At 67.8% G+C, this 25,554-nt stretch carries 21 protein-coding genes; 11 read left to right on the top strand and 10 right to left on the bottom strand.

What is annotated here, in order from left to right; translation table 11 throughout:
* Positions 1–6 precede the first annotated feature (6 nt).
* The 3 genes from H6717_15450 to H6717_15440 are packed head-to-tail and all read right to left on the bottom strand — an operon-like array spanning position 7 to position 2,776.
* Entirely contained in the window at positions 7–378 is a 372-nt protein-coding gene (locus H6717_15450; GenBank protein ID MCB9578420.1) for a hypothetical protein, read from the bottom strand.
* Positions 378–1,373, bottom strand: coding sequence for a hypothetical protein (locus tag H6717_15445; protein ID MCB9578419.1), 996 nt, complete (start codon positions 1,371–1,373; stop codon positions 378–380). Before H6717_15445 ends, H6717_15450 begins: the two co-directional genes overlap by 1 nt.
* Positions 1,373–2,776, bottom strand: a complete 1,404-nt coding sequence (locus H6717_15440) for a serine/threonine protein kinase (protein MCB9578418.1) — start codon at positions 2,774–2,776, stop codon at positions 1,373–1,375. Before H6717_15440 ends, H6717_15445 begins: the two co-directional genes overlap by 1 nt.
* A 227-nt stretch (positions 2,777–3,003) precedes the next feature.
* On the opposite strand from H6717_15440, the gene H6717_15435 reads away from it, so the two are divergent.
* On the top strand, positions 3,004–3,576 hold the full coding sequence (locus H6717_15435) for a CoA pyrophosphatase (protein ID MCB9578417.1): 573 nt from the start codon (positions 3,004–3,006) through the stop codon (positions 3,574–3,576).
* A gap of 124 nt (positions 3,577–3,700) precedes the next feature.
* Complete coding sequence (locus H6717_15430; GenBank protein ID MCB9578416.1) at positions 3,701–4,507, top strand: hypothetical protein; 807 nt, start codon at positions 3,701–3,703, stop codon at positions 4,505–4,507.
* A gap of 32 nt (positions 4,508–4,539) precedes the next feature.
* Here H6717_15430 and H6717_15425 read toward each other — a convergent pair whose 3' ends face one another.
* The 3 genes from H6717_15425 to H6717_15415 are packed head-to-tail and all read right to left on the bottom strand — an operon-like array spanning position 4,540 to position 8,348.
* Complete coding sequence (locus H6717_15425; protein MCB9578415.1) at positions 4,540–7,110, bottom strand: DUF2029 domain-containing protein; 2,571 nt, start codon at positions 7,108–7,110, stop codon at positions 4,540–4,542.
* A 41-nt stretch (positions 7,111–7,151) separates the two neighbouring features.
* Positions 7,152–8,006 (bottom strand): DNA-binding protein, encoded by an 855-nt coding sequence (locus tag H6717_15420; GenBank protein MCB9578414.1) that lies wholly within the window; start codon positions 8,004–8,006, stop codon positions 7,152–7,154.
* 9 nt (positions 8,007–8,015) lie between these two features.
* Positions 8,016–8,348 (bottom strand): hypothetical protein, encoded by a 333-nt coding sequence (locus tag H6717_15415; GenBank protein ID MCB9578413.1) that lies wholly within the window; start codon positions 8,346–8,348, stop codon positions 8,016–8,018.
* A 114-nt stretch (positions 8,349–8,462) separates the two neighbouring features.
* Between H6717_15415 and H6717_15410 the strand changes: the two genes are divergently transcribed.
* The gene (locus H6717_15410) at positions 8,463–9,665 is read left to right on the top strand and encodes an MFS transporter (GenBank protein ID MCB9578412.1); all 1,203 of its coding nucleotides are present in this window, start codon (positions 8,463–8,465) and stop codon (positions 9,663–9,665) included.
* Between the two features lie 9 nt (positions 9,666–9,674).
* Here H6717_15410 and H6717_15405 read toward each other — a convergent pair whose 3' ends face one another.
* A complete protein-coding gene (locus H6717_15405) occupies positions 9,675–10,439 on the bottom strand; it encodes a hypothetical protein (protein MCB9578411.1) in 765 nt (254 codons plus the stop codon).
* Between the two features lie 96 nt (positions 10,440–10,535).
* On the opposite strand from H6717_15405, the gene H6717_15400 reads away from it, so the two are divergent.
* Complete coding sequence (locus H6717_15400) at positions 10,536–11,216, top strand: hypothetical protein (GenBank protein ID MCB9578410.1); 681 nt, start codon at positions 10,536–10,538, stop codon at positions 11,214–11,216.
* Here the strand turns inward: H6717_15400 and H6717_15395 are convergent.
* On the bottom strand, positions 11,188–11,730 hold the full coding sequence (locus H6717_15395; GenBank protein ID MCB9578409.1) for a hypothetical protein: 543 nt from the start codon (positions 11,728–11,730) through the stop codon (positions 11,188–11,190). The genes H6717_15400 and H6717_15395 overlap by 29 nt on opposite strands.
* Before the next feature lie 66 nt (positions 11,731–11,796).
* On the opposite strand from H6717_15395, the gene H6717_15390 reads away from it, so the two are divergent.
* Together H6717_15390 and H6717_15385 are read left to right on the top strand one after the other, a co-directional pair.
* Positions 11,797–14,109 carry a DEAD/DEAH box helicase gene (locus H6717_15390; GenBank protein ID MCB9578408.1) on the top strand — a complete coding sequence of 771 codons (2,313 nt, stop codon included), beginning with the start codon at positions 11,797–11,799 and terminating at the stop codon, positions 14,107–14,109.
* On the top strand, positions 14,109–14,876 hold the full coding sequence (locus H6717_15385; protein ID MCB9578407.1) for a phosphorylase: 768 nt from the start codon (positions 14,109–14,111) through the stop codon (positions 14,874–14,876). The genes H6717_15390 and H6717_15385 overlap by 1 nt, the downstream gene beginning before the upstream one ends.
* Here the strand turns inward: H6717_15385 and H6717_15380 are convergent.
* Positions 14,857–18,663, bottom strand: a complete 3,807-nt coding sequence (locus tag H6717_15380; protein MCB9578406.1) for a protein kinase — start codon at positions 18,661–18,663, stop codon at positions 14,857–14,859. The two genes, H6717_15385 and H6717_15380, sit on opposite strands and share 20 nt — an antisense overlap.
* Before the next feature lie 86 nt (positions 18,664–18,749).
* On the opposite strand from H6717_15380, the gene H6717_15375 reads away from it, so the two are divergent.
* From H6717_15375 to H6717_15355, 5 genes are all read left to right on the top strand, one after another.
* Positions 18,750–19,241, top strand: a complete 492-nt coding sequence (locus H6717_15375; protein MCB9578405.1) for an 8-oxo-dGTP diphosphatase — start codon at positions 18,750–18,752, stop codon at positions 19,239–19,241.
* 67 nt (positions 19,242–19,308) lie between these two features.
* Positions 19,309–19,770 carry a CBS domain-containing protein gene (locus H6717_15370; GenBank protein MCB9578404.1) on the top strand — a complete coding sequence of 154 codons (462 nt, stop codon included), beginning with the start codon at positions 19,309–19,311 and terminating at the stop codon, positions 19,768–19,770.
* A gap of 40 nt (positions 19,771–19,810) precedes the next feature.
* A complete protein-coding gene (locus H6717_15365) occupies positions 19,811–21,400 on the top strand; it encodes an SUMF1/EgtB/PvdO family nonheme iron enzyme (protein ID MCB9578403.1) in 1,590 nt (529 codons plus the stop codon).
* Positions 21,401–21,557: 157 nt separating this feature from the next.
* A complete protein-coding gene (locus H6717_15360) occupies positions 21,558–21,866 on the top strand; it encodes a hypothetical protein (GenBank protein ID MCB9578402.1) in 309 nt (102 codons plus the stop codon).
* A gap of 68 nt (positions 21,867–21,934) precedes the next feature.
* Positions 21,935–23,305, top strand: coding sequence for a sigma-54-dependent Fis family transcriptional regulator (locus tag H6717_15355; GenBank protein MCB9578401.1), 1,371 nt, complete (start codon positions 21,935–21,937; stop codon positions 23,303–23,305).
* Between the two features lies 1 nt (position 23,306).
* Here the strand turns inward: H6717_15355 and H6717_15350 are convergent, their stop codons facing one another.
* On the bottom strand, positions 23,307–25,481 hold the full coding sequence (locus tag H6717_15350) for a lamin tail domain-containing protein (protein MCB9578400.1): 2,175 nt from the start codon (positions 25,479–25,481) through the stop codon (positions 23,307–23,309).
* Positions 25,482–25,554: the final 73 nt, after the last annotated feature.

The raw sequence follows: 25,554 nt of genomic DNA, 5'->3' as shown, positions 1-25,554 counted from the left end.
CGTAGCTCAACCGCCGCTGCTCGCACACACTCCGGGGCCGAGGTCGCAGACGAGGCCAGCGCAGCACTCGGAGTCCTTGCCGCAGCTCTGCCCGTCCGAGCGACAGGTGGGCGGCGTGTGGTAGCACTCCTGCGCTCGCGCGCAGTTATCGCCGCATTTCTTGGCTACGAAGTTGTCGAGCCACTTGGAGCGCGTGCTGGCGCTGGCGCCGTCCAGGCGGCTCGATAGCTCCGCCTCGCAGGCGGCGGCGCCGCCGAAGTCGGAGGCGACGTCATCGCACACACAAATGAGCGAGATCACGTCTTGGCGCTCTTCGTCGGCGCCCACGAGGCCGGCACAGCCACACGCGAGCAGCGCGACGGCGAAGACGGAGCGCATCACAGCGAACCGGACACCGCGAAGCCGCCGCCCGCCGGCCCGAGCCACGGGCTGGCGACCACGCGGCGAGTGCTCGCGCGCTGATCCGACGACGGCGCCGTGAGTAGCAGCGTGGCTCCCACCGCCGTGAGCACCACGCCGCCGATGCCCACCCACTGACCGATGTTGGCGTAGCTCTTTGCGGTGTCCGCGTCGTCCACGCCTTGGGGGCTGCAGTAGTTGTTCACGCACGAGTCAGGCTCGTTCGCCGCGTTCTTCTTCACGATCGCCGCGATGCCGAAACCGGCGCCCGTCGCCAGCGCCGCGACGCCCACGCCGCCCACCACCCAGCCGATGGTCTTCTGCGAGCTCGAGGGGGGCGGCCGATCACGCGTGGGGCTCTCCACCGCGACGGTGCCGGGCTTCGGCGCCTGGGGCGCCGGATGCTTCGCGGCGATGGCGGAAAGGTCGAAGTCCACGGTGGAAGCCGCGCCTTCAGTCGCTTCCGCCTTCTTCTGCTCCAGTACGTCCTTGCCGCGGCGCACGCTCACGGTGTGCTCGCCGGGATCCACCGGCAGCGGCAGGTTGTAGGCGCCGGGCTCCACCTTGGTGTCGTCTCGATACACGTCCAACCCATCCACCGGGTCGTCGATCTTCACCGTCAACTTCGGCAGCCGGGACGTGAGCGCATCGCGCCGCTTGGTCGCGAACTCCACGCGATCGTCCCCCATACGCCGAGCCATCTCGATGGCCTCGCCCCACTCCGCCCAGGAGGTGGCGATGCGCCCCACGTGCTCGTGGCAATCTGCCAGGTTGAGGAGCGTGCCCAGCGTGCGATCCAGCTTGTAGCTCGCCAGGAACTTGGGACATGCCTCGTCGTAGTTGCCGTCCGCGGTGAGCTGCTTGGCTTCCACGAACAGCGCCTCTGCGGCGGCGGCGTTGTCTCCCGCCCGCGCGACGTTCGGGGCAGCGAGCACGAACAAGAAGAGAAGGGGAGCAAACTTTCGGAGCAGCATCAGTGTCTTCCACTCAACGGATCAGGCGCAGTAGTGGCGGATGGCTTTGGGGGAGCAGGGGGTTTTGACGGCGCGGAAACGACGGGCTTCGGCGCCACCTTCACGACGTGGACCGGCGCGGGCTTCGGTGCGGGCGCGCTTTCGGCGGGCGGCGCGCTGCTGCTGGCCGCCGGCGCGATCTCCGGCGCCGCGTCTGCGGCACTTTCCGCCGTTTTCGGCGGCGCGCTGCCGGCGGCAATGGGCGTCTCGTGCGAGGCGCTGGCCGCCGCGTTCGCGGCTCCGCCGCTGTCGGAGCTGCGAGCCAGGAGCACGACGGCACCCGCCGCCAGGGCGATGGCACCGACCGTCGCGGCCAGCACCACGGGGGATCGCGGCTTGCCGGGAGCGACCTGAGCCGTGAGGGTATCGGAGCCGATCGCGCTCGAGGCGGAAGGATCGGAGCTCGCCTGGGCGGTCGCGGCAAGCGCCGCGTCGCGGCGTGCGGCAGCCGCCATGTTGCGTTGAGATGAGACGGAGATGTCCGTCACCCCGACGGCGTTGGCGAGCTCGCTGACGGCCTCTCCTGCGGACGCGAAGCGCTCCTTCGGCTCCCGGGCGCAGCAGTGGGCAAACCATGCGTCGAAGGTGGGGCCCAAGTGGCTGCCGTGCTCGCTGGGGGTGGGCAGCGGTTCGTAGGCAATCTGCGCAATGAGGTGCGGCAGCGTCTGAGCGGTCCAGGGCTCGTTCCCGAGCAGCAGCTTGTGGGCGATGACACCCAACGCCCACACGTCGGTTTGCGGGGCGATCTGATCCGTCTGCCCCAGCGTCTGCTCCGGCGACATGTACAGGGGTGTACCGAACACCTCGCCCGTCGCCGTGCGGGACTCGATGCTGCCCGCGCCCTCGGTGAGCTTGGCGATGCCAAAGTCCAGGAGCTTCACCAGCGGGGTGCCGTCGTCCCGCTCCGTCAAGAACAGGTTTTCCGGCTTGATGTCGCGGTGAATGATGCCGATGGCGTGGGCTCGGTCGAGGGCGCGAGCGATCTGGCTCAGGTACACCAGCGCTTCCTTCGGTGGCAGCGAGCCGCGCCGGTCCAGCAACTGGTCGAAGCTCTCGCCGCGCAAGAGCTCCATCACCAGGAAGGGGGCGCCTCCGAGCTCCGGAGCGACGTCCGCGTCCGTGACCTTGACCACGTGATCGCTGTCGATGCGGGCCGGAGCGCGGGACTCGCGGCGAAAGCGCTCGAGCATCACGGTGTCCTTGGCCAGCTTGGCATCGAGGACCTTGAGGGCCAGGCGCTGACCCGTGACTTGGTGCTCCACCTCGTACACGGCGCCCATCCCACCTTGCCCCAGGCGCCGCTCGATTCGATAGCGGCTGGCGACGACGCGCCCGGTCTCGATGGTGTCCTTCTGCTCGGTCATGGGCGTAAGAAAGCTGCCGACACGTCCCAAAAAAGGCTATCACGCGCCCTCGGGGTGGGGCCAGCCAGCGCGCCGCAGCACGGCGAGCGCACGCGTGCGTTTCGCGGCGAAAATCATGCGCATCGTCCAAAGCCCCGCGGTGATTCTCGGGCGGTCTTCGTGAGGCGCCCACGTGTCCCTGTAAATATTCGAAATTGTTAGTATAATTGCGCGAGTTGGAAGCTGACATGGCTACGCTGGACGTGGCTCGTTGGAGCGCTCGCCTGGAGCGCTCGCCGACGACCTCGCGATTGCCGCGCGCGGCATCCGTTGCGGTGATCGTCGACGTGAACGCGACACCGAAGGTGTTGCTCGTCGAGCGCATGCGAAGACGCGGTGATCCATGGTCCGGTGATCTCGCGTGCCCCGGAGGCTTCGCCGACACGACGGATCGCGATGCCGTGTTCACCGCCATGCGCGAAGCGCGAGAGGAGGTCGGCGTCGAGCTCGAGCGCGACGCACGGTGGTTGGGGCGACTCCCATCGCGACGCGCGCTCCACTTGCGCTGGCCGCCGGCGTTCGTGATCGAGCCGCACGTGTTCGTCGTGCGAGCGCACGTGCCCGACGTTCACCCGCGGAGCGAAGTCACACGCGCGTTCTGGTGTGCGCTTTCCGACGTGACGAACCTCCCGCGCACTCACGTGGAGCGACGTGCGTTGGGCATCACGCTTCGCTTCGAAGCCGTTCCCCTCGACCCCGTTCCGCTGTGGGGCATCACGCTGCGCATCGTCGACGATCTCGTACGCGTGATGTGCATGTGACCGCTCCGAGCGTTGGGGGCTGATCTCGAGACGTGACCACCTTTCGGCGTGGACATGTGAGCGGAATCAAACTCGAAATCCGTTCGTGCTTTTCTCGCTGGCTCCGTCGACTATGCTGCCGACAATGGCTGCGCTTCCCCTTGCGCACCTCGTCTTTGCACTCGCTTTGGACAATGGACACCCGGGAAGGTCTCCCTACTCCCTGGAACCCGTCATCGAGTGTGGAACCGAGGCAAAAGCAGCAACCTGTGAGCTTCTGCCCGCGTGCTCCGAGCGCGCTCCGCAGTGCCGCCCACCCCGCTACTCCAAGCCTCGCCACGCCTGGGTGCGCATGGAGTCACGGGCCACGGCGGAGAAGCGTTTCGCCGGCATCGCTCGCTCCATCGCCCGCACCGCGGAGCGGCTCACCCGCTGTGATGGTGAAGGCGAAAACGCCTGCGAGCCCATCGAATGGAAGGGCACTCCGCGATCCCTGGCGCTGGCGGCGCTGACGGTCGCGCTCCACGAATCCGGCCTGCGCGAAGACGTGCAGTTCGGTCATCCGCCCCTCGGGCGCGGGCCTCAAGGCGAGGCGTGTCTGGTGCAGGTCGCGCTGGATCAGGCGCCCCTCAATGCCGCTTGGCTTTCGCCGGAAGAAAGGCAGCGGATTGCGGGCAGCGTGAAGCGTCGCGAGAAGTTCGCGAAGACGCTCTTGGGCGACGATCCCGCGGCGCTCGATCGCTGTTTCGAGGTCGGCATGCGCATGCTGGCGCGAGCGCGCGTGTCGTGCGGGGCTGCCGGCGTTCCCTGGGACTTCGGGATGTTCAGCATGTACGGTGGGGGCAAGAGCTGCAACGTGCCGCCCATCGGGCGAACGCGCTCACGCACGTTCCAGAAGCTGAACGCGACGGAGCCGAAGCTCGCCGAAGAGCTCGCCGAGCTCGTGGAATGAGCGGCGCGAGGTTCCGCGCCGCACCAACATCATCACGAACCTGATTTCGGAGTGTCGTCGTCTTCGTCTTCGACGGACGCTTCGTCTTCGACGGACGCTTCGTCTTCGACGGATGCTTCGTCTTCGACGGACGCTTCGTCTTCGACGGACGCTTCGTCTTCGACGGACGCTTCGCCTTCGCTTTCGGCAGGGGCTTCGCTTTCGGCGGACGCTTCGCCTTCGCTTTCGGCGGGCGCATCCCCGGCGGGAGCTGGGTCGACTTCGACCGCTGCCGTCGCCGCGGCGGGAAGCGCGGGGGCGAAGCCCAGCGCGCCGGCGAGCTCCCCCCGCTCGAACGCCATGCGTAGCGCGTCTTCGGCCAACAGCGCGAACAGCGCCGCGGTGATGCCCATGAACAGGATCATGGCGGCGAAGTGGAAGTGCAGGCCCAAGTCGCTCTCCCGCACGGTCCAATATTGCAGGGCGCAGATTATCAAAAATGACGCCCAAAGCCCGGTATCCCCGATGCTCAGGGGGCGGCGCTCCTCGCCATTGCGCGCGAGCTCCGTCCCGACCAGCGGCATCAAGAAGATGAAGTGGATGTAGTAGTTGGCGGGGTGGAACACCACCGGGATCAAGAGCAGCCCCAGCGCCGAGACCTGGAAGAACTTGCGGCGCCGCGCGGCGATGGCGATGAGCAAGATGTAGAAGGCGATACCGGCGATGTACAGCGGCGTGCGGCCGCGGAGGATCCGATTGTGTACGCCGTCCGGCCCGGCGATGAGCCCGCGCAGGCTGACGTGGTTCACGTGCGGATCGCGGTTGAGCAAGCTCACCTTGTGCAGCCACTCCGGCCACGCTTCGAAGCCGAGCACCAGCGAGCTTGCGGCGAACAACACCGCCACGGCGATGGTTGCGCCCACAGCCACGCGGATGAACGCCCGCTGCTCCCGCACGAAGTCTGCCCAACGCGGGAGCTTCTTCTCACGTTGATAGAAGCCGAAGCCCCACCACGCCACCGGGATCGCCAAGATGGCGAGGGACAGGGCGGGGAAGGCGCGAATCATGGCAGACAGCGCGAGCAGGGCGCCGGCCAGGGCCCAACGCTCCTTGCGCAGAGCGCACAAACCGAGGCCGAGATAGGCCATCCAGTCGTGGCGCAGCGTGGCGCCGGCCCAGTTGGTGCCGAACATGTAGAAGTCGTTGGCGCCGAACAGGACCATGCTCACCAGCATGGTGCGTATGCCGAAGGTTCGGCCTATGGCCAGGAACGCGATGAGCAGGAGTAAGGGGTCCAGCATCGCCGTGATGAACAGCGTGTGGTTGCTGGCGTGGGCGTGCATGAAGATGAAATGCGCGATGGTGATCCACACCGGCGTGGCGTTGCCTCCGTGGTCCGACATGCTGCCGAGGTAGTCCCCGACGCCCATGTTCTCCCGGAAGTAGCGCATGTCCGTCTTGAACTCCTCCCACCGTTCGGGGGAGAAGCGCTCCTTCACCTGCTCGATCTCGCCTTTGACGTCCGCCACCCGCGTCATGTGGTGGTTCTTCAGGTCGCGCAGCTGGACGTGGTCGAGAGAGTCGAGGGAAACGGAGGGATCGTCGTCCACGTAGGCGGCCACGCTGGCCTGATACAGCCCGTCGAAGCGCAGCTCCTTGAAGTACTTCGCTACCGGGAAGTACACGCGCATGTCGAAGTTGTGGACGAAGCTCGGCGTTCCGAGCTTGTGATCCACGTACTGCGGCCGCCCCAAGTTGAAGAACGAAGCCACTGCCAACGACGCGCACACGCTGAGCGTGGCGACGACGGCCGTGGTGCTCGCCAAGAACTTCCGCGGAGAGAAGCCTTCTCTCAACACGGCGATGGCGGCGACCAGCCCTACGGTGCCGCGCAGCATGGAGATCTCCCGCTGCCCCACCGGCCAGGCGTCTTGCAGGTGATGCGACAGCGACCAACCCGACCACAACGGGAGCAACGCCAGCGCTGCGGTCCACCACCAGGGGCTCTTGCGGTACGCGAAGCACACGAACAGCACCAGGGACAGGCCGAAGTTCAACATCACGTTGCGCAGGCCTTCGTCCGGCGGGATGCCCGGGCGCTCTCGGAGCGCGGGTGGGAACGCGGCGGGGCGCTCGGCGTACACGCCGATTTCGCTGATGGCGTAGGAGACGTCGCCCCCGCGCGCCGTCACTCGCAGGTAGCGGCCCGTTCCGTCGAGACGATCGTTCAAGCGCGGTTGCAGGCCGCGGCCGCCCACCGGTGAGGACTCCCACAACGTGTCGTAGTGCACGTCGTCCTTGGAGACGGACAGCGTGTAGGTGTCGTTGTTGTCGCCCATCAGGTAGGCGGCGTGGATGGTGCGGTCCTGCCCCAGGTCGTACACGACGAAGGCATCCGGGCTGCGGAACACGCTGGTGCGATCCGTCTTCCAGAAGTCGCCGCGAGTCGCCACTTCGCCATCGGTGAGCCGCTCCGGCCGGTGCACGCCGCTGGATCGGACGGGCTGGGCCCCGGCAATCAGGCTGTCGTCGCCGCCTGCTGCGAGGGCGAGCTGCGCCATCGCCACGAGCGCCGCGACCAGCACCAGGATCTGAAAGCCCCCTCGCCAACTAATGAGCTTCACGGTGCGGAAGGATGTTCGAGGCGCCCCGATCTGTCCACGGATCATTGGTAGTGGGCTCGGCATTCCTCCTCGCGCCCACGGACCACCCGTTTTCCGGCTAGCGGGCCGCGATGCTCGGTGACGACGGTGCTCTGATCCTCGTGGCCGTCCCGTTCGAAATACAGGATCACCCAGTCGTGGGTGGTTCCGAGCTCGTGGGCTCGCGCGGTGTTGGAGAAAAGCGCGGTGAAGCTCCAGCCGTCACGCTCCGCATGGAGGATCGGCAGCCAAGCTTCGTGGTCCGGGTTCAGGCGACGTGGCGCAATCTGGCGCAACTCGCCCGCGCGCGCGCGCCGCCGGTACTCGTCGTCCACCGACAGCAGCGCAGTGATGGACGGGCGCTCGACGTCCGTGGGCTGCACACGTCGGGCGAGCTTCCGCGCCGAGCGGCTGAGGCGTGCGGCGAGCAGCTCGCGCACCGCGCGGGTGCGCCGCGCACCGAACCCCGGCAGTCCTTCGAGACGCCCGTCGTGCGCCGCCACCTCGAGATCTTCCAGTGTTTCCAGGCCCAGTGCCGCGTGCAGGCGCCGGGCCAGCTCTTCGCCGATGCCCGGCACCGTGGTGAATAGATCTTCCGGCGATACTTCACCCCGCAGGCGATCCAACATCCCCAGGCGACCGCTGGACACGATCTCGGCGATGGCGGAGGAAAGACTCCTGCCAATCCTCGGCCAGCCCTCCAGGGCTTCGCGCCCATGCACCTCGACGACCTCGGCCGCGCTTTCTTTTCGGTCGCGCAGGGTAGCGGCAGCCTCGCGGTAGGCCCGCACACGATAGGGGTCGGCGTGCTGCACCGACAGCAGGTCCGCGACCTCTTCGAGCATCTCTGCCACCTTCGAGTTGCTCGGTGGCTGCATGAGCGGGCTCTACTTGCCGCGACTGGCGCGTGACTTGGGCGCGCTGGTCCGCCGCGTGGCGCGTCGCTTCAGTTGGCTGTCCGGCTTTTGCCGGTTGGCGCTGCTGCGCGTCGACTTGCGCGACGGATCTTTCTTCGAGTCTTCCAGGGCGAAGGCCGCCTTCTTCGCTGCCGCCTTGGAGCGGTTTCGCGCGGCGGAAGAGCCAGCACCCGCCTTCTTGTCGGAGGCGCTCACGCCGGGCTTCGAGGTGTCGGGCCCGGCCGCCTTCTTCTTCTTCTTGCTGGGAGCCTTGGGGTGGGGCCGGGTGGTGTCGCGCTTGTATTTCAGGGCTTTTCTCAGCATGGCGTGCGCACAGCTTAGCCTGGTTCCATGGTCGTGCGAACTGCACGATTCCAACAATTTTCTCGCCTTCGGGCGTGGCCCTTGGCGCGCGCTGTGCCTAGACTCCCGCCACCCATGAAACCCCGGACGCTGCTGTTCATCACGGTCTTCAACAGCATCCTGGGGCTGAGCGTGCTGTTTCCGGTGTTGCCTCCGCTGGGGCGGCACCTCGGCCTGACGGAGCTGCAGATCGGATCGCTGTCCACCAGCTACGCGCTGATGCAGTTTCTGGTCAGCCCGTTCTGGGGACGCCGCAGCGAGCGAGTCGGTCGCAAACCCATCCTGGTTACGGGGATCCTGGGATTTTCCCTGAGCTTTCTCGGGTTCGCGGTGGTGGCCCAGCTGGGCCTGTCGGGCGTGCTCGGGGTGTGGGGCGTGTACGGCTTGCTGCTGGCCGCCCGGATCTTCGGTGGCACGTTCTCGTCCGCAACCCTCCCCACGGCCCAAGCGTACATCGCCGACACCACCGGTCGCGAAGACCGCACCGCCGGCATGGCCCTCATCGGCGCAGCCTTCGGTCTCGGGATCGTGTTCGGTCCGGCCATCGGCGCGGGGCTCGCCACCATCAGCCTGCTGGCGCCGGTGTACTTCTCCGCTGCCTTTGCGCTGTTGAACGGCATCTTCGTGATGGCGCTGGTGCCCGAGCCCAAGCGCCACGTGGCCCAGGCCCCGCCAAAGCGCGCTTCTTCCGTCGCCACGCGCGTTTGGCCGCTGCTGTTCGTCGGTCTCGCCGTCAGCCTGGCGTCCGTCGCGATGGAGCAGACCATCGCCTTCTACTATCAAGATCGTTTGCAGCTCCTGCCGGAGCAGACGGCACGCACCGTCGGCATCGCGCTGGTGTGTTACGGCGTCGTCGCCGTATTCGTGCAGGGTTTTTTGGTGCGGCGCGCTGGCCTCGCGCCGCTCTCGCTGTTGCGATTCGGCGTGCCCATCGCCCTCGTCGGATTCGTATTCTTGGTGTTCGCGCACCAGTTCGCGACACTCACCGTCGCCTTGGCGATCCAGGGCTTCGGGCAAGGGCTCGCGTTACCGGGGGTGAGCGCGGCCCTGTCCTTGGCGGTGGCCGACAACGAGCAGGGCGCCGTCGCCGGCTTGAACAGCTCCGCTACCGCCCTCGGACGCATGCTCGGTCCCGTCGTCGGCACCAGCCTCTATCAGCTGCATCCGGAGTATCCCTACGGCTTCAGCGCGATCTTGCTGGTGCTCGTGATCGTGTTCCTGATCGCCTACCGCCAAGCGCCGGCGCTGCGGAATCAAACCACCGAAACGCAGTCCTGAGCCGAGATCTCAGCCGCCGCGCAAGAAGCGGATGGCGTCGGCGAGCTTGGAGTCCGGCATGCTGTGTCCGCCGTGCTTGCTGACGCCTACGCGGTGGCGCCAGCCGAGGCGCTTCAGGGCCTTGGCCAATCCCTCGGGATCGTGGTGCGCCTTGTCGCGCAGACCGTAACCCACGTAGATGGGCGGGCGGTGGGGGACGCCTTGGGCGGGGCCCACCAAGTACTTCGCTCCTGCGCCGCCGGCGAACACCGCGAAGCCATCGACGTCCTTCGTCTTGCCCAACAGCGCCAAGCTCGTCGCGTAGTAGGCGCCGTTGGAGAAGCCGATCACGAAGATCTTGGAGAACCCGTGGCCGGCATCCTTCTCGATCTGTTCCCGATCCGCCTTCCATTCGGCGCGCAGCTCCGTGCCCAGGGCGTTCTCCGCCTTCACGGACGTGGGCCAGGTCCACCAATCCCGCATGCCCTTGGGGCCGATGCCCTGGCGACCGCGCGGCATCAGCACGCTGAAACCGTTCTTCTTCGCGGCTCGCGCTATGGAGCGCTGCTGGGCCCACTGCCAGGTCGTGCCGTCCTTGATCACGCCGTGCAGGAAGATGACCAGTGTTTCCTTCGCGCGGTCGTCGCCCTCCGGAGAGAAGTAGCAGGCGCTGGAATCGAGCATCGTGAGCTCTTCGGCGCACCAGCGGACGGGCGCGGCGCCGGCGTCCTCTTGGGCGCGGGCCCCGGACGCGGCGCCGAGCACGGACACGGCGAGGAGAGCCCGAAAGCGCATGGCTTTCTGGGGTAGCCGGCTCGGGCGGCCTTCGCAACCTTTCGCTCGGCACGGCCCTTGCGAAAGCAGCCGACAACCCCTGCCAAAAGGTGAGCCATGCGCCCCATTTTCGAGCTCGAGTCTGTCAGCCACGCCCGCATCCACGAAGCCGTTGGCACACCTGGGCACACCTCCGAGGAGCCGGCTCCCGAGTCCGTAGGGCGGCAGGAGGCGGAGTTCTTCCGCGTTGGTGACGAAGGCGTCTACCAGGGCGGGCCCGCCGATCCGAGCTTCGAGCCGGAGCTCGAGGAGCCGGAGCCCCCGCGGCCCGTGGTGGTGCGCACGGCGGAGCAAGACGCTCGGCGCGCGCGCTTCGCGCGGCTCGTCGCCGCGTGCGTGGGCGCGATGGCGGCGCTGCTTGCGGTGGGCGTGGCGCGAAGCAGCGTCGCGACGGCATCGTCGCGCAGCGACGCGCCGGCAAAGGTCGTCGCGCACGCGGCCGCGCCGGCAGAGGACGTCGCGCCGGCGAAGGACGTCGCGCCGGCGAAGGTCGTCGCGCCGGCAGAGGACGTCGCGCCGGCAGAGGACGTCGCGCCGGCAGAGGACGTCGCGCCGGCAGAGGTCGTCGCGCCGGCAAAGGTCGTCGCGCCGGCAAAGGTCGCCGCGCCGGCAGAGGTCGTCGCAGTTCGGCGCCCGCGGGTCGTCGCGCCGCCCGCCGAGGCCGTCGAACCGCCGACCGCGCCGCCGCCCGTCTCCACGGGCAGCGTCCCTACGGCGTCGTTCGCGATCGTTCGCTGACGTGCGCCGCCAAGAATCCGGCCACCGCCGCCACGTCGAACGGCCATGCGTAGCGGAGCTCCACCGAGAGCTCCTCGCGCAGCTCCGCCAGCGCTTCGGGGATCTCGATCTCCGAGTGCGAGCCGCCCGGGGTGATCATGGTGGGCACCACCGTGACGTGACGCACGCCCTCGCTGACCAAGGCGCGCACGGCGTCATGGATACTGGGACTGCAAAATTCGTTGTAGGCGATCGCGAGACGACGTCCGTTTAGCAGGGGCTCGAGCTTCTGCGCGATGGCCAGGATCCCGGCGCGGTAGGGATCCGTGGCGTCGGTTCGCGGGAAATTCCGGATCTTTCGGTCGAGCTCCAGCTCTCGGGTGCCCGCCTCGGACGACCCCCGCGCGCGCCGCTCCGACTCCAGTCGCCGCAGCTCCGACAGCCAGCTCTTGGGAAGATCCTTCGGCACACCCCCATGCCCGACCAACAATACCGCGCGGTCCATACCCGAGGTGTTGGGGCAGCGGTCCGCCATGTCAACGATCGCCTTTGTCGATAGGGGATCGACAAAGGCGATCGAATTTGATCTAACGGGAGCCTCGTGCTGACGAGCTCCGAGGTGTCCCTAGAGAATTCCGTGCCGGTCGAGCCTCGACCGTGCCTTCGGCTGTTTGCCGAACGTCTCTCCTTCGAGGACGAAAACGGTCGATGGGGCGAGCGTCTGTCGGCCGTCATCTCCCTCAGGTTCCAGTACGGCAGACACCGCGTGCGGGTGGCGCACCTGGACGACGACCTCGAACCGTCGCCCTCGGTGACGCGCCACCTTGCCGCGGAGGCTCGCGCTCAGCAGCTCCTCGAGCGCTTCGGCGCGGTGGAGATCGAATGCGTGGACGGCTGCGTTGCCGCCCACGACTCCGAGGCCGACTACCTGGTGAACATCGACGACAACGTCCACGCCGTGTGCTCGTTCTCGGCGCACGCCGTCCGCGAGCTCACGGAGCTGGGATTCTCCGTCGAAATCGACGAAGCGTACCCCTACCGCGTGGTGGAAGCCGGTGCGGACTGGTACGCGAAGGTGGCGGAGGTCGAGGAAGAGACGGACTGGTTCTCCTTGGAGCTCGGCGTCGAGGTCAACGGTCGTCGAGTGGATCTGCTCCCGGCACTGGTGGAGCTGGTGGACGAGAGCCCGGACGGAAGCTCGCTGGCGTCCCTCGCGCGACACGCGGCGCGCTATCGCGCGCTGCCGGTGGGCGACGGCTACTTCGTCGCCATCCCCTGGCAGCGCTTGCGGCGAGTCCTATCGGTCCTCTCGGATCTGTACACGGAAGCTCGGCGAGACGATCTGCGATTTCACGCGGCTCGCGCCGGCGCCCTCGGCGAGCTGGACGAAGCCATGAAGGAGCAGGGCTTCGTGCTCAGCTGGGATGGCGGGCAGGACCTCGTGGAACGCGGCGCGGCGCTGTGCAGCGCCCCTTGCTGGACTCCGCCCCCGGCCGCCCTGCGTGCGGAGCTGCGACCGTATCAGCACGAGGGGCTGTCCTGGATGGCGCACCTGCGCGATCACGACGCCGCGGGCGTGCTGGCGGACGACATGGGCCTCGGCAAGACGCTGCAGACCATCGCGCTCTTCGCCAGCGAGAAAGAGGCGCGCCGGATGGACCTGCCGAGCCTCATCGTGATGCCCACGAGCCTGACCGGCAACTGGCGGCGAGAGCTCAAGAAGTTCGCGCCGCACCTGCGGGTGGTGGAGCTCCACGGCAAGAAACGCCACGCCGCCTACGCCGACCTGCCGCGAGCGGAGATCGCCATCACCAGCTATCCGGTGCTGGTTCGAGATCGACAAGCCTTTCTGGAGCAGCCGTTCCACTACCTGGTGCTCGACGAGGCGCAGGCCATCAAGAACCCGCGCAGCCAGGCCGCGCGCGCTATCCGTGAGCTATCCGCGCGCCACCGCCTGTGCCTCACCGGAACTCCGGTGGAGAACAACCTCGAAGAGCTGTGGTCGCTGTTCGACTTCTTGATGCCAGGGCTGCTCGGGAGCGCGAATCAGTTCCGCTCCAGCTTTCGTCTGCCCATCGAGCGGGACGGCAACGACGAACGGCTCGCGGCGCTCCAGCAGCGCGTGGCTCCGTACATCCTTCGGCGCCTGAAGGAGTCCGTCGCCAAGGAGCTGCCGCCCAAGACGGAGCTCGTGCGCTCCGTGGAGCTCAGCGGTGAGCAGCGCGATCTGTACGAGAGCATTCGCGTGGCCGCCCACGGCGAGGTCCGGCAGGCGATCCGCAAGAAGGGGTTTGCCGCTTCGAGCATCACGATCTTGGACGCGCTCACCAAGCTGCGGCAGGTTTGCTGCGATCCGCGGTTGGTGAAGGTAGATGCCGCGAGAGAGGTCACCGGCTCTGCCAAGCGGGAGCTGTTCTTCGAGCTCCTCGAGCGCCAGCTGGCGGAGGGTCGGAAGGTCCTGGTCTTTTCCCAGTTCGCCCGCATGCTCGCGATCCTGAGCGAAGGGCTCGCGGAGCGTGGCGTCGCCCACGTGACGCTCACCGGCGCTTCCCAAGATCGTCAATCGCTCGTGGACCGCTTCCAGGGCGGGGAAGTGGACGTGTTCCTGATCAGCCTGAAGGCCGGGGGGACGGGGCTGAACCTGACCCGTGCCGACACCGTCATCCACTACGATCCGTGGTGGAACGCCGCAGCCCAGATGCAGGCCACGGACCGCGCCTATCGCATCGGGCAAACGGCGCCGGTGTTCGTGCACAACCTGGTGGTCGCGGGCAGCGTGGAGGAGCGCATGCTCGGACTGCAGCGCAAGAAGCGACATCTGGCGGAGTCGCTGCTCAGCGGCGGCCCCAGCGTGGCACTTTCGCAGGGGGATCTGGACGACCTGTTCGCGCCGCTCTCCGACGACGACGGTTGATGACACTGTGGGAGTCGGCGGCGGCGCGCACGGCGGCGGCAACCGCGGCGGGCGCCCTTTCCCCCATCCAGACCCGAGTGGAGGAGCTCTGGGACGGTGGCATGCGCTTCTGCATCCGCGAGGTGAAGGCTTTGGCGCACAAGCCCCCGGCGCCGTCGGCTGCGGATCCCTTCTTGCCCTACGATCCGGCGTTGTTCGTGGCGGATGTGGGGCCGCGTCACGTGGTGCTGCTCAACAAGTACCCGGTGCTGCCGGACCACCTGCTCATCGTCACCCGCCAGTTCGAAGAACAGACCGCGCCGCTCACCGAAGACGACTTCGAGGTCGTCGCCGACGCGCTGGCCCCGGCCCCGGCGCTGGCGTTCTACAACTCCGGACGCCTCGCCGGAGCCAGCCAGCGCCACAAGCACCTGCAACTGGTCCGCTTGCCACTGCTGCCGGGGGCGGCGGAGGCGTCCTTCGAGGCGCTGCTCTCGTCGGCGTCCGAAGTCCCATTTCGACAGGCGCATCGCAATGTGGCCGGGAGGCATCTCGCGCCGCTGTACCGTGAGATGCTCGAGGAGCTGGACAGTCCGGAGGCGTACAACCTGCTCCTCACCGAGCGCACCATGATGCTCGTGCCACGCGTGGCGGAGCGCTTCGAAGGGATTTCCGTCAACGCTCTGGGGTTTGCGGGCGCCCTGTTGGTGAAAGACGAAGTGCAGCGAGACCGGCTCCTTCAGCACGGACCCATGGCCGCTCTGATCGCTACCGCGGGACCGGCTTGATTCCGCGCTCCAAGGCCAATTGCAGGGTGCGGGCGTGCTCCTCGACCCGAGTGAGGAAGCTCGCTCTCAGCTCGGCGTCGGCGATCTTCTCGGCGCGCGCCAGCAGCCGGTCGCGAGCCACGGCGAGCTCCCGTAGGGCCACCATCTCGTTGCCCGCGGCCAGGTTGATCTCCACGAAGGCGAGGCGCGCGTGGGCTTCGCCATCCTCCACGCTGCCGAGATTCAGGAGCAGCGCGTGGGATTCGCCGACGGTGGCGAGAGCTTCGTCCAAGCGCTCGAGATCGAGCTGGGCGCGTGCCAGGTGGGCGAGGGCGAGCACGCGATTGGGGCGGTCCGAAAGCTCCGCTGCGCGCCGCGCTGCGCGCTCCGCCTCCGCGGGCCGCTTCGCGCGCAAGAGCAGGTCCGCGAGATAGGTCTCGCTCACGCACTCGATCCAGCGGTCCTTCTGGGCGATGGCTCCGGCGATGCATTCGGTCTCCAGCAAGATGCCTCGGTCCAGTCGCCCCTGCAGCGCCACCGCGTAGCCGAGGTTGTGCTTGGCGACGAGCTCCACCGTGGCAAGACCGAGCCGCTCGGCGCCCGCGAGCGCGCGGACCAAGACATCCTCGGCCTCGGCGTAGCGACCCAAGGCGACGTTGGCGAAGCCGACGCTGGTGGCAAGGGTGAGCGCCGTGCGGTGGTCGCGCGCCTTCTCGAGCTCCTCCGCGGCCGCCTGGGACAGGCGCAAGTAGCTCGAGGTGTCGCCGCTCACCAGAGCCTGGTAGCCCCGAAGACGATGGATCCAGGCGCGGGTCGCGCCGCTCTCGCCCACGAAGGGCTCTGCCTTCTCGAGCTCTCTATGGATCGTTTCCCATAGCTCCGTGAGGCCGGCCCGAATGGCCGGAACGCCGAGGCGAGCGAGGAGCTCCGCGCGGGCGCCCGCGGTTTCCTCGCGTTGGTCGCCGGCGACGACGGCCACCAGCTCCGCCACGCGTTCATGGCGACCGAGACGTGACGCCACGCGCGCGACTTCCCCGGCCGCCGCGTACCAGCGCGGGGAAAGCTCGCTGAGCTCGGCCAACGCGGACTGCGCTTCGGCTTCCTGCTCCGTGAGCTCACCGCGCCATTGGTGCGCCGCCGCGGCGAGCAGGTGAGCCCGGCCCAGGCGTTCCCCCTTCAAGCCGAGCTCCCGCGCACGGGCGGCGTTGTCGAGGGTGGCGGAGAAATCGTTTCCCTCCAAGGCTTGCTCGGCGGCGCGCAGATAGAGCGGCGCCGCGCCTTCTGGATCGCCCCCCAGGCGCAGGTGCTCGGCGAGCACGAAGGCGTTTCGCTCACCGGCCTGCTCGAGCCAGCGAGCCGCCAGGCGGTGCCCGAGCATGCGATCGGCATCGGTGAGCATGGCGTAGGCGGCGTCGCGAATCAGCGCGTGGCGAAACACGAACTCCGTCTGTCCCCGGAAGCGGGATTCGCGACGAGAACTGACGAGCTCGTGCTCGCCCAGGAGCCTGAGCCACTCCGAGGCTTCTTGTGCCGTGCCGGCGACCAGCTCCGTTACCGCGCCGAGCCAAAATACCTGCCCAAAAATACTGGCGGCGCGCAGCAAGTGGCGAGCCTCCGGCGCCAGCGCGTCCACACGGGCCTGGGCCATGGCCAGCACCGTGGGCGGCAGCTCCTCGCGAGCCGGCGCTTCGGCAACGGTGCGGATGAGCTCCTCGAGAAAGAAGGCGTTGCCCATGGCGCGTTCCGTGAGCGCGCGCACCTCGGCCTCGCTGACACGTTCGCCGAGCAACGCCCGGACGAGCTCCGCGCTCGCGCGCTTGCCGAGCTCCCCCAAGGGCAGCTGGTGCAAGCCGCGCTCCGACCACAGGCTCGGGAACAGGTCCAATACGTCGGGGCGGGCCAGCGCGACCACGAACAGCGGCGCGTCGCGATGCAGGCGCAACGCCGCGTCCACGAAACGGATGGTCGCCCAATCGCCCCAGTGAAGGTCTTCGAGCACCACGATGAGCGGCCCACGCTCGCACACCGCGGCGAGCAAGTCCTCGAAGGCGGCGCGCATCTCGTCGCCGACCAACAATGGATCGTCGCGCCCCTGCAGCGTGTCGAGGTCGTCGCGCTCGAGCCCGAGCATCTGGGCCACGTTGAAGGTGATGCGCGCCACGTCCTCTTCCGGAACGAGGTCTGCGACGCGGCGCTCCACCTGGGCACGTTGATCCTTGGAGCTGATGGTCGTCTGCACGTCCAGGCCGTCCGCCAAGGCACTGGCCAAGAGCCCGAACGGCGCGCCAGCACGAGTGGGATCCCCGCGGCCCAGCCAGATGCTCGGAGGCGCTCTCCCCACTCGCTCGCTGATGCGGCGCAAGAGCTCGTAGCGCAAACGGGACTTGCCCACGCCGGCCACGCCGGTCACCAGCACCACCCGCGCTATGGGTTCCTCCACGCACTCGTCGTACAGATCCAGGAGCGTGCGGAGCTCGCGCTCGCGGCCCACGCAGGGCGAGGCGCGCCCCAAGAGCCGACGCATCGGCGTCACTTTCTGTCGTATGCCAACGAGCTGCATGGCGCCGGAGGTGGCGCGCGCAAGCTCGAAGTGCGCTTCCAGGAGCGCTGCGCTCGTCGCGTCCACCCACACGCCACCCCCCTCGTCCGCGAGCAGGCTCCGCGCGCGCTCGATCACATCGGGCTCGGGGCGTGATGACGCGGTGCCTTCGGCGATGCCGGTGACCATCGCCACCTTCGCGCTGGCGAACGCGGCATGCACGGCGAGGGCGGCACGAGCGCTCTGTTGCAGGAGATCCGTCGCGGTTCCGCGTGCCGTGAACGTCACGACCGAGGACCCGCCGTCGGTCTCGAACACCGACCCCGAGTACGGCGACACGATTGGACCGACCGCCGCCGCGCCGGCGCTTTCCACTACCAATGTGCAGGTGAAGCGCTGCTCGGCCAGCGTCAGGACTTGGCGCTCGGGGGCGCGGCTCTCGGGTGCCGCGGCGGTCGAAGCGGACAGCTCTCCCAGCGCGCGCGCCACCGTCTCTCCGTCCGCGGGCCGATCCGCCGGATCCCGACTGAGCATGCTGGCGATCAGCTCGTCGAGCTCTTCGGGAACGTCGCTGCGGAGCGAGCGCGCGCGGGGCGCCGTGCTGGTCAGCACCTCGGCGAGCAGCAGCTCCGTGGGTGCGTCTCCAAAGGGGTGCGCGCCCGTGGCGCAGCGGAACAGCACCACGCCCAGGGCCCAGACGTCGGCGCGGGCGTCGACGTCCTTTCCGGCGGTCACCTGCTCCGGCGCCATGTAACGAGGGCTTCCGACCATCATCCCGGTGCGGGTGAGATCGCTGGACAGCGCGCCGTGCCGCGCCACACCGAAGTCCAGCACCTTCAGCGCGGAGAGCTCGCCGTGCACCAGGAACAGGTTCGAGGGCTTGAGATCACGATGCACGATCCAACGCCGGTGTGCCGCACCGATCGCCGAGGCCGCGCGGCCGACCACCGCGATGGCGTCGGCGAGGGGAAGCTCCGAGCGCCGCAGGCGATCCGCCAGGCTCAGGCCCTCCAACCACTCCATGGCGAGATAGGGGCCCTCCTCGGACTCACCGTGGGCCACGTAGCGCACGATGCCGGGATGGTGCAGCTCCGCGAGCAAGCGGATCTCCCGCGCGAAGCGATGCGTCTCCGAGCCGGGGCGCAACACCTTGAGGGCCACACTGGCGTTGGTGCCGCGATCGCGCGCGCGATACACCACGCCCATGGCGCCGGCGCCCGCCAGCTCCTCCACCTCGAAGCGCCCGCCCACCACGTCCCCTCGCTTCACGGTCGACTCCTGCTGGCGGACACTGCCGAGAGTTTGCCACAGGCCCTGGCGCTTTACGACGTCGTCCCGCTCCGCAATGATGGGACGTGCTCGAACGCGTCACGGACTTGGATTGGTCGACTTGGCAGCCCGACGATCGCGCGACGCTACTGTTCGTCGTACACGCAGATCGAATTCTCTTGATCGAGAAGAAGCGCGGTCTCGGCGCCGGCAAGATCAACGGACCCGGCGGGCGCATCGAGCCCGGGGAGAGCCCCAGACAAGCAGCGGTCCGCGAGGTGCAGGAGGAGGTCGGCGTCACGCCGGAAGGGATCTCGGAATCCGGCGAGCTGAGCTTTCAGTTCCTGGATGGCTACGGGCTCCACGTGGTCGTGTTTCGTGCCGAAGGAGCCAGCGGTCAGGTGATCGAGACCGACGAGGCAGTGCCGCTGTGGACTCCCCTGGACGGCATTCCCTACCACCGCATGTGGGCTGACGATGTCTTGTGGCTGCCCATGATGCTCGAGCGACGCCGCTTCTCCGGCCGCTTCCTGTTCGACGGAGACCGACTGGTGGACCATCAGCTCTCCTCTGCCTGAATGGGGTTGTCGGTTCGCCGCGGGCACGCCATTGCACGTCCGTCGCGTCGACCGTACGCTCCGGCAAATGCCCACTCTCGACGTCCCCCTCTCCACGGTCATGACCCGCGACGTGGTCACGGTGCTGTCCACCGCCACGGTGGAACAAGCCGTGCGCGCCATGCTCGAGCAGAACGTGCTGGGGCTCGCGGTAGAAGACGCCGCCGGGTCCGTCGTGGGGGTGTTCTCCATGACGGACGCGCTGTGGGCCACCAGCACCTCGGAGCGGTCGGAGTCCGACGACAGCTTCTACGACGCGGCGGCGCTGCTCCGGATCGTGCGGGAGCCCAAGACGCTGGAGGCGAAGGAGCTGCCCGTGAGCCGCTTCATGAACCAGCGAGTCGTCTCGCTGGGCCCCGACGCGACGGTGGCGGAGGCGGCTCGCACCATGGCCGAACGTCGGATCCACCGGGTATTGGTGCTCGACGAGAAGAAGAAGCTCCTCGGTGTGGTCGCCGCGTTGGACGTGTGCCGCCACGTGACGTCCTGAAATTGGCGAGGGCGGGCGGGGTTTGCCACGATCTCGGCGCGTGAACGGAAAGCTCCACCTGCTGCTCATGGTCGTTCTCGTGGTCGGCTGTCGCGAACGGCGCGCCCCCGACCCCGCTCTGGTGGCCTCGTCGCCGAGCTCCGTCCCCGCGGCGCCGGCGGCGTCCGGGCCGACGCTCAGCGCCGTGACCACCGCGACCCCGAAGCCCGCGGCGTGTCCGGCAGACATGGCGCTGATCGATGGACGCTTCTGCATCGATCGCTGGGAGGCACGGGTGCGCGAAGCCGACGGCAGTGAGCACTCGCCGTTTCGCTCCGTAGGTCCCAAGAAGGTCGTGGCAGAAACCCGCGCCGGCGTGATCCCCCAAGCCTACATCTCGGAGAAGGAGGCCGACGCAGCCTGCCGCCGGGCGGGCCGTCGCTTGTGCACCACCAAGCAGTGGGTGACGGCGTGCATGGGGCAGGGGAAGGGTCGCCGGCAGTTTCCCTATGGGGCGGCGGAACGCCACGACGCCTGTAACACCCACCGGCCCATCCATCCGAGCTCCATCATCCACGGTGAGCGGCGCACGGACTCCGTCGCCCTCAACGACCCACGACTGAACCAGGTTCCGAACACCATCGCGAAGACCGGCGAGTTCGACCAGTGCGTCACGCCCGAGGGCGTGTACGACCTGCACGGCAACCTGCTGGAGTGGACGCGGGGAGAAAAGCCGCTGCTGATGGGCGGGCACTATCTCGACGGCGTGCAGCACGGCCCCGGGTGCACCTACGTGACCGACGCCCACGGCGCGGACTATCACGACTTCACCACCGGCTTCCGCTGCTGCATGCCCGCCGCAGCGGGCGCCCACGAGCCGGAGCCCGAGTCGGTGCCCGCAGTTCAGAGTGAGGGTGACCCGACCGGAATGCGCGGCTTCGAGCTGGCCACGGGGCGGTTGCCGGAGCTCACACCGCCGCCCTACGAGCCCGCTGATGCGGCCTGCCCCGCGGACATGGTGCTGGCGGAGGGCCTTCGCTGCTCGGTTCCCATCCAGCGCTGCAAACGCTGGCTGCCGCGCACGTCCGTCGGGGAGAAGATCGCCTGCGCTGAGTTCGCAGAACCCAGCGAATGCACGGGCTCGCGTCGATCGATGCGCTACTGCATCGATCGCTACGAGCTCACGCCGCCCGGCTACGGCCTGCCGCTGACCCACGTGAACTGGACCGAAGCCCAGAACCTGTGTCGTGCCATGGACAAGCGCCTGTGCATGGAAGACGAGTGGGAGTTCGCCTGTGAGGGACCGGATGCGCTGCCGTATCCCTACGGCTACGTGCGGGACGCCAAGCGCTGCAACCACGACTTCCCCGAAGAAGAGCTGGTCACCGGTCCGGACCAGTTCATCGACCACCGGGTGGCCAAGGACGCTCGGCCCGAGTGCACGAGCCCCTTTGGTGTGGTCAACATGGTGGGCAACGTGGACGAATGGACCACGCGCCCGAGCGGGGAGCCGGGGCACCGCGCGATCCTGCGGGGTGGATGGTGGCTCATCGGCCGGAACCGTTGCCGTGCCGCAACGTCCAACCACGGCGAGCGCTATGCCGGGATGCAGACGGGCGTCCGCTGCTGCAAGGCAGCTCGCGGCCAATGACATCCTGGCATCGAGCGCCACGTCTCCGTGTCGTGCTGTCTGACGCGATGAACACGCCGTCCTGACAACCCCTCGATTTTCCGCAGTTCCGCGTTGGCCCGGTGCTTGCTCTCCCTTCGCCCGCCCTCGATGGGCGCGAGTCGAAAGGAACGAAACCGTGGATCATCATTTTCCCGCGACGGCAGAGCTGATCGCGGTGCTCACGGCGCAAGGTTGGTTTCGCCAAGGGGAACGCTGGGTGGCTCCCAACGGCACCCTGTGGTTGACGCACTACACGCTCGAGGTGACCGACCCCGAGACGCTCCTCGCCGAGGTGGGTCGGCGCCTCACGCGGCGTCGTCGGCAGCACCGGAGCTTTCAAAGCAGCTACGACGCAGATTGCTCGCTGGAAGACGCCCAGGGGTTGGCCGAGGCGCTCTCTGCGGTCGTCGCGCGGCGCTGGAACGCGATTCCCATTGCCAGCTGAGGCGGGAGTGTACCCATCACTGACACTCATCATGCAGAGGGGTCTCGGCGCGCGCTAACTTTCTCGGCGTGACAGACCATTCTCCCCTCGAAACCCTGTCTCCGGCTCTTGCTCGCCGCGAGGCGCTGCTTTCCACCTGGCGCAGCCGGTACTTCTCCGCAGTTCCGGCAGGGACGCGCATCAACGCCGGGGAGTTCGACGAGATCTTCGGCAAGGAGCTGGACCGTCTCGCCAAGCCCGCTGCAGATCCCGACGCGCCGCCCACGACTCTACGGGAGACGGCGCAGACTCTCGCGGATCTCGGCGTGCCCTTGGCTCATCTGGTGATCGCCGGCTCCGCGTGGCGAGACGCCATCTGCGAGATCCTCGGCCCGTCGCTGGCGCCGGCCGTGGAAGCAGCGGTGGCGGAGCTCGACGCTCTGCGCGCCAAGACCTACGCCGAGGTGTACGCCGCGCGGGAGAGCTATGCCGCGTGTGCGCGACCGGTGGTCAACCTGCGCAAGAAGGAAGACGACGACGCCTTCGAGCTGATTGGCCAGAGCCCAGCGATGGAGCGACTGCGAGAACAGATCTCCGATGCGGGTCAAGCACGCGGCTCCCTCTTGATCCTGGGAGAGCCAGGCACCGGTAAGGAGCTGGTGGCTCGGGCCGTCCACGCCGGGTCGGGCCTCGAACGCTCTGCGTTTCTGCGCCTCACTCCGTCCGTGCTGTCCCCCCACGTCGTGGATTCCGAGCTATTCGGCCACGTAGGTCGCGATGGCGACAAGCGCTTTGCGGGGCTTCTCCGCTCCGCAGAGGGTGGCACCCTGTTCATCGACGAGGTCACCGCGCTGAGCCCCGAGGTTCAGGCCAAGCTCGTGCACGTGCTCCTGGAGGGCAAGATGCGTCCGGTAGGGGGAGCCGAAGACGAGCCGGTTCACGTGCGCGTCATCGCGTCGACCTCGCGGGATCTGGACGAGGCCGTGGCCGCCGGAGTGCTGCGCGGCGACCTTGCCTCCGCGCTCAAGATGCTGACCATCGAGGTACCGCCGCTTCGCGAGCGACGCAGTGACATTCCGCTCCTGTGCGAGCACTTCCTCACCACGTTCTGCCACCGGCGCTGCGGGTGCATCTTCGCCATCAGCGATCGCGCGATGCAGCTCTTGTTGTCAGCGGACTGGCCGGGCAACGACCGCGAGCTCCGCAGCGCCATCGAGCACGCGGTGTCCAACGGTGAGGGTGGCGTGGTGCGGGTCGAGGATCTTCCTGCCTACCTGTGGCATGGCCGCGGAGTGGAAGGCGAGGGCGTGCTCGACCGCTTGCCTACCCTCGCCGAGGCCGAGGAGCAGCTGATTCGAGCGACCCTCAAGCACTTCGAGGGCAACAAGCTGCGTGCCGCGAAGTCCCTGGGGATTTCGCGGCACAAGCTGTACGACCGCCTGCGGAAGCTCGGGCTCTGAGCTACTGGAAGGACTGGCCCGGGTTCTTGCCCCCCGGCGACGCCGGTCCGACGACCCAGGTGAACTCGCCGTAGCTCTTGCCAGTGCCCGTCAGGCTCAAGGACTGACCCGTCGGCGAGGTGCTGAGCTCCGAGACGCCGATGTCCGTCGAGGCCATGCCCATCGCCGGGCCGTTGGTTGGCGTGAAGCTGCCCTCGTAGCTGAGGAACGACTTCACCGCGCCGTGGGCGTCCACCAGGGCAACGGCGTCCGGTTCCCCGGCGCCGTCGTCCCCACCGTTTTGCATGTAGGGAACGGGAACCCAAAGCACGGCCGTGCCGGCGGAGCCCGGCAGCGGCTGCTCGAGCGTCACCGTCTTGTAGGCCCGGAGCTGTCCCGGCTTGCCGTTGTAGAGCACCAGCGAGTACCCCGTGAGATCCATCCCCGCCTTGCCGGCGAGCTCCACGCCCTCGTCGGTGTCGAGGCCGGTGTTGTCGTAGTGGATCTCGTTGATCCAGACCTCGTTGTCGGGCCCTCCCGAGCCCCCGCACACGAGATCCGTCGGCGCGCAGCTCTTGCCCACCAACGTGTTGCCCTCACGAACGTCGAAGCAGCTGTAGCCGGAGGGGCAGTCGTTGTTGGTTTCGCACTTGGTGGTGCACTTCGTGTTGCCACCGCCGAAATCGACGCACTTGTTGCCGTAGCCGCCGCACTCCGAGTGGCCAGAGCAGCTCTGGCACAGCTTGGACACGTCCGCGAACGGATTCACGCGCGGATTGTCGTCGATGCCGTGCACGCCGAAGATGGGCGTCATCCAATACTCCTGGTTCAGATTCCGCAGGAGCTCGCCGTACATCTGGGGTTGGAGTTGTCCGCCCTGGCTCTGGTTCACCACCGCGTTCACCAGCACCTTGGCAGTCCGGCCCTTGCCCGCGGCGTTCGAGAAGCTCGAAGTGGTGATCACGTCCAGATCGATGCGGCCCTGCTTGACGGGATTCTCGTACAGCGAGTCTGCCACCATGTACGTGTCGCAGCCGCTGGCGAGCACCACCTGATAGAAGTTCTCGGGGATGGAGAGGGACGGCAGCTCGGAGTCGTCCAGCTCGCCGGCCTCCGTCACGTTCCAGTTCGCCAGGGCAAAGCCGTACAGCGGCCCGGCGTGCCCTTCGTAGATGATGATCTGCCGATCGGCGAAGGCCTGGATCATGGCGGACTTCATCTGGCTCGCGAAAGCGACGCTGGACGGGTCCCCTTGACCTGGATGGACCAAGCGCACCGAGACCGGCACCTGTTGCCCGTTGACCTGGATCGTCTTGGTGAACTCGCCGGAGTCGATGCCGAGCGCGTCGTAGCTCTCCACCGGGCTCGCAAACCCGAGATCCTGAGTCAGCCAGCGATAAAGCTCCTTGGCCGTCTGCAGGTCGTAGCGGTCCGCGTAGTAGTCCCAGCCGACGAAGATGCCGATCCTGAGCTGTCCGCCGGCCTTCGCGAGCTGCTCCGGGGAAAACAGCTTGTTGTATTCCAGATAGGCGTCGTTGGACCGGGGGTAGGGCTTGATGTGGAGCTGGATGGTCTCCTTTGCTCCGGTGTAGGTCGCGGGGTCGTACTCGCTGTAAGGCGAGTGGCGATACCACTCGTTGCCCGTGTCGGTCTTCTTCAGCGTGGCGTTGTCGAGCACGGGGATCTCGAGGTCGAAGCAGCGCTCGTCGCCGCAAGGCGTGGTCGGGATCTTGTCCAGGAGATTGAGTGGACCCGACAGCTCACTGGTGAACTGGTAGTCGAACTTGCCGTCCTGATCCGGATCGGTGACTTCCAGCGCCTCGTAGCTGGCCGGCCGCGTCATGGCAGTGAAGCCACCCCACTCCTCGTTGGCCGCTTCATGCTTGTCGATCACGTACTGGTTCAAGAACCAGCCGATGGCGAAGTTCTTGAGACCGATGCTTTCGAGAGCGCAGTGCTTTTGGGGATCCGGAGAGCTGGCGTTCGCGCTCAGACAAGATGCTTCCACCTGGCCGAAGGTGGCCCCCGTCACGGTGTACTCTTGGCCTTTGGTGCTGAAGTAGTTGTCGGCCTTGCCAGGCGGAACGATCGTGCTGGTCTTCGGCGGAGCGTTCGAGCCCGAGTCGTCAGTGCTCGAGGAGCAGGCCATGGCGGTGAGCAGCGCGAGCGCGCTGGCGCGGAAAAGCAGCTTCTTCATCGGTCCTCCAAGGCGCGAACCGTAGCAAAAAGCAGGGCGCGCGCGTCCCTGCTACGTGCACGCTGGACCGAAA

It is taken from the genome of Polyangiaceae bacterium (genome assembly GCA_020633235.1).
Classification (GTDB): Bacteria; Myxococcota_A; Polyangia; order Polyangiales; family Polyangiaceae; genus JACKEA01.
The sequence above is the reverse complement of the archived record's forward strand: the minus strand, read 5'-3'. Positions and strand labels throughout refer to the sequence as shown.

Coding starts and splice junctions, on each gene's coding strand:
- H6717_15450 (MCB9578420.1), bottom strand. CDS start 378: ATGCGCTCCGTCTTCGCCGTCGCGCTGCTCGCGTGTGGCTGTGCCGGC.
- H6717_15445 (MCB9578419.1), bottom strand. CDS start 1,373: ATGCTGCTCCGAAAGTTTGCTCCCCTTCTCTTCTTGTTCGTGCTCGCT.
- H6717_15440 (MCB9578418.1), bottom strand. CDS start 2,776: ATGACCGAGCAGAAGGACACCATCGAGACCGGGCGCGTCGTCGCCAGC.
- H6717_15435 (MCB9578417.1), top strand. CDS start 3,004: ATGGCTACGCTGGACGTGGCTCGTTGGAGCGCTCGCCTGGAGCGCTCG.
- H6717_15430 (MCB9578416.1), top strand. CDS start 3,701: ATGGCTGCGCTTCCCCTTGCGCACCTCGTCTTTGCACTCGCTTTGGAC.
- H6717_15420 (MCB9578414.1), bottom strand. CDS start 8,006: ATGCAGCCACCGAGCAACTCGAAGGTGGCAGAGATGCTCGAAGAGGTC.
- H6717_15415 (MCB9578413.1), bottom strand. CDS start 8,348: ATGCTGAGAAAAGCCCTGAAATACAAGCGCGACACCACCCGGCCCCAC.
- H6717_15410 (MCB9578412.1), top strand. CDS start 8,463: ATGAAACCCCGGACGCTGCTGTTCATCACGGTCTTCAACAGCATCCTG.
- H6717_15405 (MCB9578411.1), bottom strand. CDS start 10,439: ATGCGCTTTCGGGCTCTCCTCGCCGTGTCCGTGCTCGGCGCCGCGTCC.
- H6717_15400 (MCB9578410.1), top strand. CDS start 10,536: ATGCGCCCCATTTTCGAGCTCGAGTCTGTCAGCCACGCCCGCATCCAC.
- H6717_15395 (MCB9578409.1), bottom strand. CDS start 11,730: ATGGCGGACCGCTGCCCCAACACCTCGGGTATGGACCGCGCGGTATTG.
- H6717_15385 (MCB9578407.1), top strand. CDS start 14,109: ATGACACTGTGGGAGTCGGCGGCGGCGCGCACGGCGGCGGCAACCGCG.
- H6717_15370 (MCB9578404.1), top strand. CDS start 19,309: ATGCCCACTCTCGACGTCCCCCTCTCCACGGTCATGACCCGCGACGTG.
- H6717_15350 (MCB9578400.1), bottom strand. CDS start 25,481: ATGAAGAAGCTGCTTTTCCGCGCCAGCGCGCTCGCGCTGCTCACCGCC.